This window comes from Acidovorax sp. SUPP3334, assembly GCF_030159055.1.
In the GTDB taxonomy this organism is placed as follows: Bacteria; Pseudomonadota; Gammaproteobacteria; order Burkholderiales; family Burkholderiaceae_C; genus Paracidovorax.
The window spans coordinates 97,901-112,250 of record NZ_BQXQ01000016.1 but is presented as its reverse complement, the minus strand read 5'-3'; the positions used below and the strand labels follow the sequence as shown (position 1 = coordinate 112,250).

General features: G+C 66.9%; 11 protein-coding genes. All 11 read right to left on the bottom strand.

Features of this window, described 5'->3' with window-relative positions:
• Positions 1-685: glutathione synthase (gene gshB / locus AVHM3334_RS11345; protein WP_284412333.1), on the bottom strand; the 685-nt coding region annotated here is incomplete at its 3' end.
• Between the two features lie 274 nt (positions 686-959).
• Positions 960-2,828, bottom strand: a complete 1,869-nt coding sequence (locus AVHM3334_RS11340) for a potassium transporter Kup (protein WP_284412332.1) — start codon at positions 2,826-2,828, stop codon at positions 960-962.
• Between the two features lie 141 nt (positions 2,829-2,969).
• A complete protein-coding gene (gene gshA, locus AVHM3334_RS11335; protein ID WP_284412329.1) occupies positions 2,970-4,265 on the bottom strand; it encodes a glutamate--cysteine ligase in 1,296 nt (431 codons plus the stop codon).
• Between the two features lie 101 nt (positions 4,266-4,366).
• On the bottom strand, positions 4,367-5,833 hold the full coding sequence (locus AVHM3334_RS11330) for a TrkH family potassium uptake protein (protein ID WP_284412327.1): 1,467 nt from the start codon (positions 5,831-5,833) through the stop codon (positions 4,367-4,369).
• Positions 5,834-5,921: 88 nt separating this feature from the next.
• Positions 5,922-7,394, bottom strand: a complete 1,473-nt coding sequence (trkA, locus tag AVHM3334_RS11325) for a Trk system potassium transporter TrkA (protein WP_284412325.1) — start codon at positions 7,392-7,394, stop codon at positions 5,922-5,924.
• Positions 7,395-7,439: 45 nt separating this feature from the next.
• Positions 7,440-8,720 carry a glutamate-5-semialdehyde dehydrogenase gene (locus tag AVHM3334_RS11320; protein ID WP_284412323.1) on the bottom strand — a complete coding sequence of 427 codons (1,281 nt, stop codon included), beginning with the start codon at positions 8,718-8,720 and terminating at the stop codon, positions 7,440-7,442.
• A 109-nt stretch (positions 8,721-8,829) separates the two neighbouring features.
• Positions 8,830-9,549: an NTP transferase domain-containing protein gene (locus tag AVHM3334_RS11315; protein ID WP_284412322.1), complete on the bottom strand. Its 720-nt coding sequence runs from the start codon at positions 9,547-9,549 to the stop codon at positions 8,830-8,832.
• A gap of 7 nt (positions 9,550-9,556) precedes the next feature.
• Positions 9,557-10,306, bottom strand: a complete 750-nt coding sequence (locus AVHM3334_RS11310; RefSeq protein ID WP_284412321.1) for an ABC transporter ATP-binding protein — start codon at positions 10,304-10,306, stop codon at positions 9,557-9,559.
• Positions 10,303-11,097, bottom strand: coding sequence for an ABC transporter ATP-binding protein (locus tag AVHM3334_RS11305; protein WP_284412319.1), 795 nt, complete (start codon positions 11,095-11,097; stop codon positions 10,303-10,305). Before AVHM3334_RS11305 ends, AVHM3334_RS11310 begins: the two co-directional genes overlap by 4 nt.
• Positions 11,094-13,028 (bottom strand): ABC transporter permease, encoded by a 1,935-nt coding sequence (locus AVHM3334_RS11300; RefSeq protein ID WP_284412317.1) that lies wholly within the window; start codon positions 13,026-13,028, stop codon positions 11,094-11,096. Before AVHM3334_RS11300 ends, AVHM3334_RS11305 begins: the two co-directional genes overlap by 4 nt.
• Before the next feature lie 46 nt (positions 13,029-13,074).
• A complete protein-coding gene (locus AVHM3334_RS11295) occupies positions 13,075-14,304 on the bottom strand; it encodes an ABC transporter substrate-binding protein (RefSeq protein WP_284412315.1) in 1,230 nt (409 codons plus the stop codon).
• Positions 14,305-14,350 lie beyond the last annotated feature (46 nt).

Genomic DNA, 14,350 nt, shown 5'->3' with positions numbered 1-14,350 from the left:
CTTGAGGAATCCGCGCCAAGCAATAAGGAACAGGTTTCCCGCCAATGATGAGTACACGCTTGTCACCATCCACGATCTCAGGAAGGAACTTCTGGACCATCACGCTCTGAGATCCGTCCTTATTGAGGGTCTCGATGATGCTTCCCAGATTGAGCGCATCTTCCCTGACGCGGAAAATCCCCATGCCGCCCATTCCGTCCAGCGGCTTCAGGATGATGTCCTGATGCTCAGCGTGGAAGCGACGAATGTCCTCCGCATCCCTTGTGACCAGCGTAGGGCCAATGAACTCGGGAAACTCCATGATCGCCAGCTTCTCTGGATGATCGCGCAACGCCCTGGGCTTGTTGAATACGCGAGCACCCTCCCGCTCCGCTTGTTCCAACAGATGCGTTGCATAGAAGTACTCGCTGTCAAAAGGAGGGTCTTTGCGCATGAGCACGCAACCGAACTCCACCAGCGCGACCTCCCTGTTCCCGTTCGAGGTGAACCAAGTATCCGATTCGCCCGTCAATTGAATGTCTTGCACTCGCGCCGTCACTCGGCCGCCGCGCTGCCAGGCGATCTGCGAGGGTTGGCACACAGAGATGGCATGGCCTCGACGCTGAGTCTCCCGCATCATGGCGAACGTGGTGTCCTTGTATATCTTGAAATGTTCGAGCGGATCAGCGATGAAGAGAATGTTCATGGTCTGCGGAAGAGAGGGATCGGCTGCACGACAGGTGCATACGTGCGGCAGTTAATGTTGCACAAATAGCCAAGGGCTGCCGGCCAGCATGCTCATAGGCTGATTTGGAGACAGCAAAGGCCAAGGCCCTTCAAGGCAGCCAGAAAAGTGCTAAATACGGCCTCAAGGCATCAAGAGCAGAGGCGGCCGATCTTGCAAAACGCCACACGCTATTAATTCAATAGCATGTATGGCAATGGGATGCAGCGGCAAACGGCTAAAAGGCCGCCAACCCTCAAATCTCGATTTTCGACCCCAGCTCCACGACCGCATTGCCCGGCAGATTCAGGAAGCCGGCAGCGCCGCTCGCGTTGTGGTGCATCTGTGCGAAGAGTTTTTCCCGCCATGGGGCCATGCCGCTACCAATGGTGGGAATGACAACATCCCGCGAAAGGAAATAACTGGTGGTCATCGCCTCGAGTTCGCAGCCTCGCCCCCGCATGAGTGCCAAAGCGCTGGGCAGATCGGGATCGTTTTTGAAGCCGTAATGCACGACTACCTGCCAACAATCGCCGCCGAGGGGTTCGACCTGTAGCCGCCGGTCGAGGCCGATCCACGGGACCTCATGGCTGCGCACCGTCACGAACAGGTTCTGCTCATGCAAGACCTTGTTGTGCTTGAGGTTGTGCAGTAGCGCGTTGGGCACCGAGCCCGTCTCGGCGGTCAGGAACACAGCGGTGCCGTCCACACGGGTTGGAGGGCTGACGAACACCGCGGTGAGAAAGTCGCGCAGATCCAAAGAGTCGTCGCGCAGCTTTTCGTTGAGCAGTTCGCGCCCACGCTTCCACGTCATCATCAGGGTGAAGACGATGCCACCGATCAACAGGGGGAACCAGCCCCCCTGGAACAGCTTGAGCAGGTTGGAGCTGAAAAAAGCCAGATCCACGACGAAGAAAAATCCCGTGGCCGCCACGCACAACGCAAGCGGGTACTTCCAGCCGTAACGGATCACGAAGAAAGTCAGGACCGTGGTGATGAGCATGTCCAGCGTGACGGCGATGCCGTACGCCGCCGCCAGGTTGCTGCTGGAGCGGAACATGACCACGGCCAGCACGATGGCGACGAAAAGCATCCAGTTCACAAACGGGATGTAGATCTGGCCCGTGTCCCGCACGCTGGTGTGCTGGATGTTCAAGCGCGGGAGGTAACCGAGCTGAATGACTTGCTTGGTCACGCTGAAAGCGCCGGTAATGAGCGCTTGCGAAGCAATGACGGTTGCCATGGTGGCCATGATGACCAGCGGGATCAGCGCCCAGTCGGGAGCCATCATGTAAAACGGGTTCTTTACCGCTTCAGGCTCGGCCAGCAGCAAGGCGCCTTGCCCAAAGTAGTTGATGGTGAGCGCCGGCATCGCCACGCTGAACCAGGCCAGGCGGATGGGCTTTTTGCCGAAATGCCCCAGATCGGCATACAGCGCTTCGGCACCGGTCACGCACAGCACCACGGCGCCCAGCACGATGAAGCTGGTGCCCGGGTTATGCCAGATGAAGAGCAGCGCGTGGTGCGGGCTCAGGGCGCCCAGAATTTCAGGGTGGCCGATGATGTGCGGAATACCCAGCGCGGCCAGGCAGAAGAACCACACCAAGGTGACAGGACCGAAATACCGCCCGATGCCGCCCGTGCCGCGTTTTTGAACGGCGAACAGGCAAAACAGCACGACCAAAGTCAGCGGAATCACGGCCTTGCCGAAGTGCGGCGACACCACTTCGAGCCCCTCGACGGCCGATAGCACCGAGATGGCGGGGGTGATGACCCCGTCGCCATAGAAGAGCGAGGTGCCGAAGATGCCGATGCACAGCAGCACGCTGCGCAGCCGGGGTTTGTCCTTGACCGCCTGGGACGCCAGCGCCAGCATGGCGATGAGCCCCCCTTCCCCGTTGTTGTCGGCCCTGAGAACCAGCACCACGTACTTGAGAGAGACGATGGTGGTCAGCGTCCAGAAGAAGATGGACAGGATGCCGTAGACGTTCTGGGGCATGAAGGCCACGTGGCCCGAGCCGAACACCTCTTTGACCGCATACAGCACGCTGGTGCCGATATCGCCATACACGACGCCGATGGCGCCCAGGGTGAGCGCCGCGAGCGAGGACTTGGAACTTTGCACAGACTGGCCCGATGGCACCACGGCCCATCGAGATTCCGATATTTTGGGACCGCTATTGTGGCGCGGCTCGCCGCTGATGGTGAGGCCCCCGCCCAGTTGTTGCAATGCAGCAACTGGGCAAGGCAGACGGCCGTCCGCCCGTCAGTCGTAGATCTCGGCCTCGGGATTGGTGGCTTCCAGCTCGTAGCTGGCCGCGAGCATCGCCAGGCGAGCCACCACGCCATACATATAGAAGCGGTTGGGGGCGCTGGCGCCAGGGCGGGCGCCCGGCTGGGGCAGGTGCGTGCTGTGCTCGAACGCCAAGGGCACGAAGCTCGCGCCGGGGGCGTTGAGGTTCTCGTCCACGCCGCGCTCGGCGTGCATGCGGTAAAAGCCCCCGACCACGTAGCGGTCCATCATGTACACCACTGGCTCGGCCACGGCCTCGTGAACGCGCTCCTGGGTCAGGACGCCTTCCTGAATGATGACGTCGCTCACCGTCTGCCCGTCCTTGATGACGGCCATCTTGTTCTTGGTCTTGCGGTTGAGCGCATCCAGGTCTTTGACATCGCGCACGGTCATGATGCCCATGCCGTACGTGCCGTTGTCGGCCTTCACGATGACGAAGGGCTTTTCGTTGATGCCGTATTCCTTGTACTTGCGGCGCACCTTGCCCAACTGCGCATCGACGGCGGCGCGCAGCCCTTCCATGCCCGTGCCTTCGTTGAAGTCGACGCCTTCGCAGCGGCTGAAGAGCGGGTTGATGAGCCACGGGTCGATGCCCAGCAGCTTGCCGAAGCGCTTGGACACTTCCTCGTAGCTCTGGAAGTGGCGACTCTTGCGGCGCACGCTCCAGCCGGCGTGCAGCGGCGGCAGCAGATATTGCTCGTGGATGTCTTCCAGAATGCCCGGCGGGCCGGCCGACAGATCGTTGTTGAGCAAGATCGTGCAGGGGTCGAAGTTCTTGAGCCCCAGGCGGCCCTTGGTGCGGATCACCGGATCCAGCGTGACGGAATCGCCGTTGGGCAGGGTCACCGTGGTCGGCTTCTTGATCTCGGGGCTGATGGAGCCCACGCGCACGTTGAGCCCGGCCATGTTGAAGATGCGCTGCAGCTGGATCACGTTCGCCAGGTAGAACGTGTTGCGGCTGTGGTTCTCCGGCACGATGAGCAGGTTGCGGGCTTCGGGACAGATCTTTTCGATGGCGGCCATGGCCGCCTGTACGGCCAGCGGCAGCATGTCGGTGGTCAGGTTGTTCCAGCCACCGGGAAAGAGATTGGTATCGACCGGGGCCAGCTTGAAGCCGGCATTGCGGATGTCCACCGAGGTATAGAACGGGGGCGTGTGCTCCATCCATTCCAGGCGGAACCAACGCTCGATCGCGGGCATGGAATCGAGAATGCGCTGTTCAAGCTCGTTGATCGGCCCCGTCAGGGCTGTGATGAGATGCGGAACCATGGAAGCCCTCGGAAGACGAAAAACGCGGTGAATTGTAGGGATATGGGGATGCGGCCCGGCTTCGCAACCCCGGACGCTGGCTTTCGCCACCCGGCGGGTGGTCAACGGCGCCAGAACGCCGGGGTGAGCAGCACCATGAAACTCAGGATTTCCAGGCGCCCCAGCAGCATGGCCAGGGTGCAGACCCAGAGTTGAAACTCCGTCAGCACCGCAAATGTGGCCGACGGTCCGAGCAGGCCCAGCCCCGGGCCCGTGCAGTTCACGCTGGCCAGCACGGCAGAGAAAGCGGTGACCAGGTCCAGATCGGTGAGCAGCAGCACCATGCTGAGCACGGTCACCGTCGCGCCGTAGACGAGCATGAACGCCAGCACCGAGAAGATCATGCGGTTGTCCACCACCGCGCGGCCCAGCCGCACGGGCTGCACGGCGCGGGAATGGGCCAGGCGCGTCATCTCGCGGCGGGCCTGCTTGAGCAAGATCAGCATGCGCACCATCTTGATGCCACCGCCGGTCGATCCCGCACTGGTCGCCACCCCCGACAGCAGGAGCATGAAAACCGGCGCGAACACGGGCCAGGCCAGGTAATCGGTGGTGGCGAACCCGGTGGTGGTGCCCACGGAGACTACGTGGAAAAGCCCGTGGCGCAGCGCGGCCAGCGGCGCATACACGTCCTTGGCCCACAGCAGCAGCGCGACGAAAAGCCCGCCGCCCAGCAGCGTGAGCACCGTGGCGCGCATCTCGGGGTCGCACCACAGGCTGCGCCAGTGGCCCTTGCGCAGCGCGACGAAATACAGCGCGAAGTTGCAGCTCGCCACCACCATGAACACCACCGCGATCGATTCGAGCAAGGGCGACTGGAAGTACCCGAAACTGCTGTCGTGCGACGACAGCCCGCCCAGGCTCACCGTGGTGAACATGTGCATGACGGCATCGGCCGGCGCCATGCCGCCCAGCCAGTACGCCAGGGCGCACACCAGGGAAAAGAGCACGTAAACGCCCCACAGGCCCTTGGCCGTTTCGGTCATGCGCGGGGTGAGCTTGGTGTCCTTGACCGGGCCGGCCGCCTCGGCCTTGAAGAGCTGGCTGGCACCGACGCCCAGCAGCGGCAGCACGGCCACCGCCAGAATGAGAATGCCCATGCCGCCCAGCCATTGCATGAAAGTGCGCCATACGTTGATCGACAGCGGCAGCGCATCCAGCCCGGTGAGCACCGTGGCGCCCGTGGTGGTCAGCCCCGAAACCGCCTCGAAATAGGCGTGGGTGAACGACATCGGCTGCCCGATCTGGCGCATGGCCAGCATCAGCGGCAGGGCCGCGAAGAGCGGCAGCACCACCCAGACCAGCGATACCAGGATGATGCCGTGGCGCGGCTGCAGTTCGCGGGCATGGTGGCGCAGGCCTGCCCACAGCCCGGCACCGCACGCCAGCGTGGCGCCCAGCGCCCACGCATATTGCGGCCACAGCCCATCGCCCGCCCACCACGAAGCGGCCAGCGGCACGCCGAAGGCCAGCGAAAACATGCAGAGCAGCGCGCCCAGCACGCGCAGAACGGGAAGGATGTCCGCCATGGTGTCGGTGTGAAAACGTGAGGAGGACGCCGTTAAAGCGATGCAGCGGTGCTGAAGGAAAGATGAAGCAAACCCGGGGGCCGACGGCTCAGAAGAACGTGGCGCCCAGGCGGAAGGCCTTTTCCACCTCGCGCACGAGGCGCTTGTGGGGCAGGAAGAACACCACATGGTCGCCGCTTTCGATCACCGTGTGGCTGCGCGGAATGATGACTTCGGGCTCGGCCACGAAGGCCGGGGCATCGGAATCCGCCGGCTCCGCGCTCGGCAGGCCGCGCACGATCAGCCCCATGTGCACCTCGGGCGGCAGGTGCAGGTCGCTGACCTTGCGGCCCACTACGCGCGAGCTTTTTCGGTCGCCGCGCGCCACGATCTCCAGCGCCTCGGCCACGCCCCGGCGCAGGCTGTGCACCGCCTGCACGTCGCCGCGCCGCACGTAGGCGAGCAATTCGCCCAGCATGGCCTGCGCGGGCGACAGTGCGATGTCGATCTGGGTGCCGTGCATCAGGTCGGCGTACGAGCGCCGGTTGATCAGCGCCAGCACGCGGCTCGCGCCCATGCGCTTGGCCAGCAGGCAGGCCATGATGTTGTCCTCGTCGTCGTCGGTGAGCGCGAGGAACAGGTCCACCTCTTCGACGTTTTCATCGCCCAGCAGGTCTTCGTCGGTGGCATCGCCCTGCAGCACCAGCACCTCGGAGGGCAGCGTGGACGCCAGTTCGATGCAGCGGTCCGGGTTGCCTTCGATCACCTTGATGTGAAAACGCCCCTGCTGCGCGAGCTGGCGCGCCAGGCGCAGGCCCACGCGGCCCCCGCCGGCGATCATGATGCGGCGAACCGGCGGCGCCGGCAGGCCGCCGCGCTGGTGCAACGCCGCCAGCACCTGCGGAATGTGCTCGCGCGCCGAGAGCACGAAGACCTCGTCGCCCGACTCGATGCGCGTGGTGCCGTCGCAGGCGATGAATCGGTCGGGCTCTTCGGGAAAGCGGCGGTAGATGGCCACGACGCGCATGGCCACGTCCGGCGCGCTGGCGCGCATTTCACCGATGCGCATGCCCGCCACCGGCGCCCCGGTGCGCACGCGCACCGACACCAGGCAGGCGCGCCCGCCCGCGAATTCACGCACCTGCAGGGCTTCGGGGTACTCCACCAGCTTGCCGATGTAGCGGGTGAGCGATTCCTCCGGGCAGATGATGCGGTCCACCGCGAAGCCGTCCTTGCCCAGCAGCAGCGCCGCGTCTTCGCGGTCGCGGTCGAAGCCGGAGGACCGCACCCGCGCGATCCGCGTGGGCACGTTGAAGAGCAGTTGGGCCACCTTGCAGCACACGAGATTGGTCTCGTCCTGCGCTGCGCAGGCGATGAGCAGGTCGGTGTCGCGCGCACCGGCTTCGGCCAGCACTTCCGGATCGATCCCGTTGCCCACCACGCCGCGCAGGTCGAAGCGCGATTCGAGATCGCGAAGGCGCTGGGCGTCCGTGTCGATGACGGTGATGTCGTTCTGCTCGGACACCAGGCTGTCGGCCACGCTGCAGCCGACGCGGCCTGCGCCGAGGATGATGATTTTCATGTCAGTGTTCCGCTTCGCCGGGCCGCTGGCCCCTGCGAGAGTCCATCAGTGGCGCACTTCGCCCTCGCCCAGCACCACGTACTTGAGCGAGGTGAGGCCCTCGATGCCCACCGGGCCGCGGGCATGGAACTTGTCGGTGCTGATGCCGATTTCGGCGCCCAGACCGTATTCGAAACCGTCGGCGAAACGGGTGCTGGCGTTCACCATCACGCTGGCCGAATCCACTTCGCGCAAAAAGCGCTGGGCATGGCCGTGGTGGGTGGTGAGGATGGCATCGGTGTGGTGGCTGGAGTAGCGGTTGATGTGGGCGATGGCCTCGTCCAGGCCGTCCACCACCTTCACGCTGATGATCGGGGCGAGGTATTCCTCGCTCCAGTCCTGCTCGGTGGCAGGCACAAGCTTCGCGCCCGGCACGCCGGCCAGCAGGGCGAGGGATTCGGGGCAGCCGCGCATCTCCACGCCCTTGGCGGCATACACCGCGCCGATCCGGGGCAGAAAGTCGGCCGCGGCGCCGCGCGCCACCAGCAGGCTTTCGCTGGCGTTGCAGGGGCTGTATTTGTTCGTCTTGGCGTTGTCGGCCACCTTCACCGCCATGGCGATGTCGCAGGGGTCGTCCACGTACGTGTGGCAGTTGCCGTCCAGGTGCTTGATGACGGGTACCTTGGCATCGCGGCTGATGCGCTCGATCAGCCCCTTGCCGCCGCGCGGAATGATGACGTCCACGTATTCGGGCATGGCGATCAGGTGGCCCACGGCCTCGCGATCGGTGGTCTGCACCAGTTGCACCGCGTCTTCGGGCAGGCCGGCCTCGGCCAGGGCCTGCTGCACCAGGGCCGCCAGGGCCTTGTTGGAGTCGATCGCCTCGGAGCCGCCGCGCAGGATGCAGGCGTTGCCGCTCTTGATGCTGAGGCTGGCGGCCTCGATGGTCACGTTGGGGCGGCTCTCGTAGATCATGCCGAACACGCCGATGGGCACGCGCATCTGGCCGACGCGAATGCCGCTGGGTTGCTGGCGCATGCCGGTGATCTCGCCGATCACGTCGCCCATGGCGGCCAGCTGTTCGCAGCCCAGCGCGCAGGTCTCCAGCACCTTGGGGGCGAGCTTGAGCCGGTCCACCATGGGTTCGGCCAGGCCGGCGGTGCGCGCACGCTCCAGATCGCGGGCGTTGCTCTCCTGAAGGGGGGCGGTCTGCTCGCGCAGCAGCCGGGCCAGGGCGAGAAGTGCCTTGCTTTTGATAGCTGCCGGCGCCCGTGCCATCAGCGCGGAAGCCGCTTTTGCCTGGATGCCGAGGCCATGGGTGTATTCGGCGATATGGAGCGCGTTCATGGCCGTGATTTTGACCCAGTTGGCTGCCCCTGCGCGAGCGGGGGGATGTGGCGGGCATGGGCCGGGGGCTGCCGTGCCCGAAGCAGGCGGCCCGGCGCGCACCGCCCTTTTATCGATCCACTACCAAATTAATAGCAATACCCCCTAATGGAATATGCACTGGAGGCCGATTCGACCCGAAGCCACCGAGGAAGCCAGGTAGCCCTGGCCCGTCGCCGTCAGCCCAGCCCGTCGGGCGTGTCCAGGTCGCGCAGCACGCCCGGGTCGTCCACGGGGCAGCCTGGGCGGCTTTCCAGTCCAGCGCCCGGCGCACGCCATCGTCACCCGACAGCCGCTCCAGGCGGGGGTACAGCGGTGCGGGAATCAGCCGGGGGTTGCCGGGCCGGCCGCCGAACACCGGCAGCACGGCGTGCTCCGGCCGGCGCTGCCAGGCGGCGATGAGCGCGCGCAGCGTGTCGGCACGCACGTCCCCCATGTCGGCCAGTGCGACCACGATGGCCGGCGCGCCGCGCACCTGCGGCAGGGCGGCCGACAGCGAGGCGGCGAGCCCCGCGCTGCGGCGGAACGACCAGGCCACCTCCACCTCCACCTGCAGGCGCCGGCAGAGCATCAGCCCCCAGGCATCGCCCGGCGGCAGCACGGCGACCACGCGGGGGCACACGGCCTGCAGCGGCGCGATCGCGGCCTCCATCAGCGAACCATGGCCGGGCCAGGGCACGCGGCGCTTGTCGCTGCCGAAGCGCCGCGCGTGGCCGGCGGCCAGCAGCACGCCGACCACGCCGTGGGCCGGCCCGGACGCGGGCATGGCGGCGTGGCGGATCGGGTCCATCCGCGGACTACACCGCGAGGTACGCGCGGCGCACGGCCTCGTCGCGCGACAGCGCGTCGATCGATCCTTCGCAGCGGATCTGGCCCTTTTCCAGCACATAGGCCCGGTCGCACACCATCTCGGCGAAGCGCACGTTCTGTTCGGACAGCAGAATGCTCGCGCCCCGGGCCTTGAGCTGCAGGATCGTCTGCGCCATCTGCTCGACGATCACGGGCGCCACGCCCTCGGACGGCTCGTCCAGCAGCACCAGGTACGGGTTGCCCATGAGCGTGCGCGCCACGGTGAGCATCTGCTGCTCGCCGCCGCTCATCTGCCCGCCGGGCCGGTCCTGCATGGCGCCGAGGTTGGGAAACAGCGTGTACAGCGCGGCCGGCGTCCAGGACGGTGCCTCGCTTGCGTCGGACCAGCGGCGCGGGGGCTGGCGGCCGACCTCCAGGTTCTCGGTGACGGTGAGGTCGGCGAACACGCGCCGGTCCTCGGGCACGAAGCCCAGCCCGCGCCGCGCGATCTCGAAGGGCTGCAGCCCGGCGATGGAATGGCCCATGAAATCCACCCGTCCCTGGCGCTTGGCCAGCAGGCCCATGATGGCCTTGAAAGTGGTGGACTTGCCCGCGCCGTTGCGGCCCATCAGCGCCACGACCTCGCCCCGGCGCACCTGCAGCGACACGTCGAACAGGATGTGCGCCGCGCCGTACCAGGCGTTCAGGCCGGACACCTCCAGCAGCGGCGCGGCCCCATCGGGTGCAGCCCCCGTCATGCCGCACCCGCCTGCGCTACGCCGCCGCCGGCTCGGCCTTGGCCGAAGGTGGTGCCGGCGCCGAGGTACACCGCCTGCACCTCGGGATGGTTGCGGATGGCCTGCCCGGTGCCTTCGGCGATGAGGCGCCCCCGGGCCAGCACGATCACGCGGTCGGCATGGGCGAAGACGACGTCCATGCTGTGCTCGGTGAACAGCACCGCCATGCGCCGCTCCACGACGAGGCGCTTGGTCAGCGCCATGAGGTCGTTGCGCTCCGTCGGCGCCATGCCGGCGGTGGGCTCGTCCATCAGCAGCAGCCGGGGGCCGTGGGCGAGCGCCATGGCCAATTCCACGCGCTTGATGTCGCCATAGGCCAGTTCGCTGCACGCGCGGCCGGCCTGCGCGTCCATGCCGACCTGCGCCAGCAGCGCGAGCGCCTCGCCCCGGTACTGCGGCGCCGCGGGCCGCCACAGCGCGAACGTGCGGCGGTGGTGCGACAGCAGCGCCATCTGCACGTTCTCGATCACGGTGAGCGATGCGAAGGTGGCCGCGATCTGGAACGTGCGGCCCACGCCCAGGCGCCAGATGGCCCGCGGCTTCATGCCCACCAGCTCGCGCCCCTGCAGCCGCACGGAGCCGGCCGAAGCCGGCGTCTGCCCGCCCACCATGTCGAAGGTGGTGGACTTGCCCGCGCCGTTGGGGCCGATGAGGGCCAGCAGCTCGCCTTCCGCCAGATCGAAGCCGATGCCGTCCACGGCCTGCACGCCGCCATAGGATTTGCGCAGGTCGCGCACTTGCAGCAAGGTCATGGCCGTGCCTCCCCAGGCATTGCGGGAACCCGGGCCCGGCGCCGTGCGGCGCGGCCATGCGCGACCTGTTGCGCAAAGCCCGCGATGCCCTGCGGGAACGCCAGCACCAGCAGCAGGACGACCCCGCCGAACAGCGCGCGCCAGTAGTCCGTGGCCCGCATGATGGTGTCCTGCAGCACATTGAAAGCGGCCGCCCCGACGATGGGGCCCAGCAGCGTCTGGATGCCGCCCAGCAGCACCATGACCAGCCCGTCCACCGACTTGCCCACCGCCATGGCCTCGGGCGAAATGCTGCCCTTGGAAAACACGAACAGGCCGCCCGCCAGGCCGCCGAACACGCCCGCGATCACGAAGGCCGCCCACTGCACGCGCTTGACGTCGATGCCCACGGCGTCGGCCCGCAGCGCCGAATCGCGGCCCGCGCGCAAGGCGAGGCCGAACGGCGCGAACAGCACGCGCCGCAGCGCGAACACCGACAGCGCCACCAGCGCCAGCGTGAGGTAGTAGTAGGCCGTGCCGCCGAGCCACGGCGGGGGCCATGCGCCGATCATGCCGTTGGAGCCGCCGGTGACTGCATCCCACTGGAACACGACCGACCACACGATCTGCGAGAACGCCAGCGTCAGCATGGCCAGGTACACGCCCGACAGCCGCACGCAGAACCACCCGAAGACGAACGCGGCGGCCCCGGCGATCAGCGGGGCCGCCGCCATGGCCAGCGGCATGGGCATGCTGAAGGCCTTGAGCAGCACCGCCGCGCCGTACGCGCCCAGCCCGTAATAGGCCGCGTGGCCGAACGAATGCATGCCGCCCGGGCCCATGATGAAGTGCAGGCTCACGGCGAAGAGCACCGCCACCAGCACGTCCTGCGCCAGCACGGTGGCATACGGCAGCCAAGCCGACAGCAGCGGCAGCGCCGCCATGGCGCCCAGCACGATCAGCACCGCGGCCTTGAACAGCGGCGTGCCTGGGCGCAGCGGCGCCTCCACGGGCGCCGAATTGCGGCTCACCGCCTGCGGCCGGCCCATCAGGCCCCAGGGCCGCAAGACCAGCACGAGCGCCATCACCAGAAACTCCACCACCAGCGTGAGCTTGGAAAACGAAATCTCCACGCCGAACCAATGCACCGTGCCCAGCCCCACGCACAGCGCCTTGATCTCGGCGATCAGCAGCGCGGCCACGTACGCGCCCGGGATCGAACCCATGCCGCCCACCACCACGATCACGAAGGCCTCGCCGATGGCGCGCAGGTCCAGCGCCAGGCTGGCCGGCTCGCGCGGCAGCTGCACCGCGCCGCCCAGCCCGGCCAGCATCGCGCCCAGCGCGAACACGCCCGTGAAGAGCCACGCCTGGTTCACGCCCAGCGCGCCGAGCATCTCGCGGTCCTGCGTGGCGGCGCGCACCAGCGTGCCCCAGCGGGTGCGGGTGAGCAGCAGCCACATCAGGCCCAGCACTGCCGGGCCGATGGCGATCAGCAGCAGGTTGTAGGTGGGGTATTGCCGGCCCATCAGTTCGATCGAGCCCGCCAGGCCCGGCGCGCGCCGGCCCAGCGATTCCTCGGGCCCCCACAGCCACAGCACCGCGTCGTTGACCACCAGCACCAGCGCGAACGTGGCGAGCAGCTGGAACAGCTCAGGCGCCTTGTAGATGCGCCGCAGCAGCACCACCTCGACCAGCGCGCCGATGGCACCCACCAGCAGCGCCGCCAGCATCAGGCCGAACCAGTAGCCGACGGGGCCGCCCAGCATGCCGCCCACCCGCTCGACGAGCGAATACGCCAGGTAGATGCCCAGCATGTAGAACGAGCCGTGCGCGAAGTTGACGATGCGCGTCACCCCGAAGATCAGCGACAGGCCCGCCGCCACCAGAAAGAGCGACGACGCCTCGGCCAGCCCGTTGAGCAGCTGGATCAGAAAGCCGGAGAGGTCCATGGCGGTGTCGTCGAAGGCAGGCAATGGCAGCGGCCCAGCGGCCGGGTCAGGGCACGGGGCGCAGCTTGCGGACCTCGGCATCGGGCGGCAGCAGCGTCTCGCCGGGCAGATAGCGGTAGTCCACCATCACGCCCTTGCCGTCCTTGAGCGCGATCTTGCCCACGTACACGCCCAGGGTGGACTGGTGGTCGAGCGCGCGGTATTCGATCGTGCCGTCGGGCGTGGGCACCTTGAGGCCGCTGAACGCCTTGACCATCGACTCGGCATCGGTCTTGCCGCCCGCACGCTTGACGCCTTCGGCCAGCGATTTGATGGTGTCGTAGCCGATCACCGAACCGAGCCGCAGGCTTTCCTTGCCGTACTTGGCCTGGTAGGCCGCGACGAATGCCTTGTGGGCCGGCGTATCGATGCTGTACCAGGGGTAGCCCGTCACGATCCAGCCCACGGGCGCCTCGTCGCGCAGCGGCTCCAGGTATTCGGGTTCGCCGGTGAGCACGCTGACCACCGGGGTGTTCTTGAACAGGCCGCGTGTCGTGCCCTCGCGCACGAACTTGGCGAGATCGGGGCCGAACAGCACGTTGAAGATCGCATCGGGCCGGGCATCGGCGATGGCCTGGGCCACGCTGCCGGCATCGAGCTTGCCCAGCGGCGCGGCCTGCTCGGTGACGAACTCGATGTCGGGCTGCTGCTCTTTCATGCGCTTTTTGAACGTGTCCACCGCGGACTGCCCGTATTCGTAATTGGGGTACACGATGGCCCAGCGCTTTTTCTTGAGCTTGATCGCATCGGGCACGAGCGCGGCCGACAGCATGTAGGTGGACGAGCGCAGGCGGTAGGCATAGGGGTTGCCGTTTTGCCAGGTGATCTTGTCGGTGAGCGCCTCGCTCGCCAGGAAGAATTTTTTCTTTTGCTGCGCGTAGTCGGCGAGCGCCAGCCCGATGTGCGACAGGAACGTGCCGGCCAGCAGATCCACGCGCTCGCGCGACACCAGCTCATCGGCCAGCCGCACCGCCTCGCCGGGGCTGGCGTTGTCGTCGCGCGTGACCAGTTCGAGCTTCCTTCCGCCGATGCCGCCAGCGGCATTGACCTCGTCCACCGCGAGGTGCATGCCCTTCTTGTAGGCCTCCAGAAAGACCGGCTGGGCCTTGTAGCTGTTGATCTCGCCGATCTTGATCGTGCCCTGCGCCCAGGCGGGGCCGGCGCCCAGCACCGCGACGCAGGCCGCAGCGAGCCAGCGCGCGCCACGGCCGGTCGCGAAAAGGGGGAAAAAGCTCATGACATCTCCTGGCGAAATAAAAGGCGGACCGGCTTTTTTCCCGGTC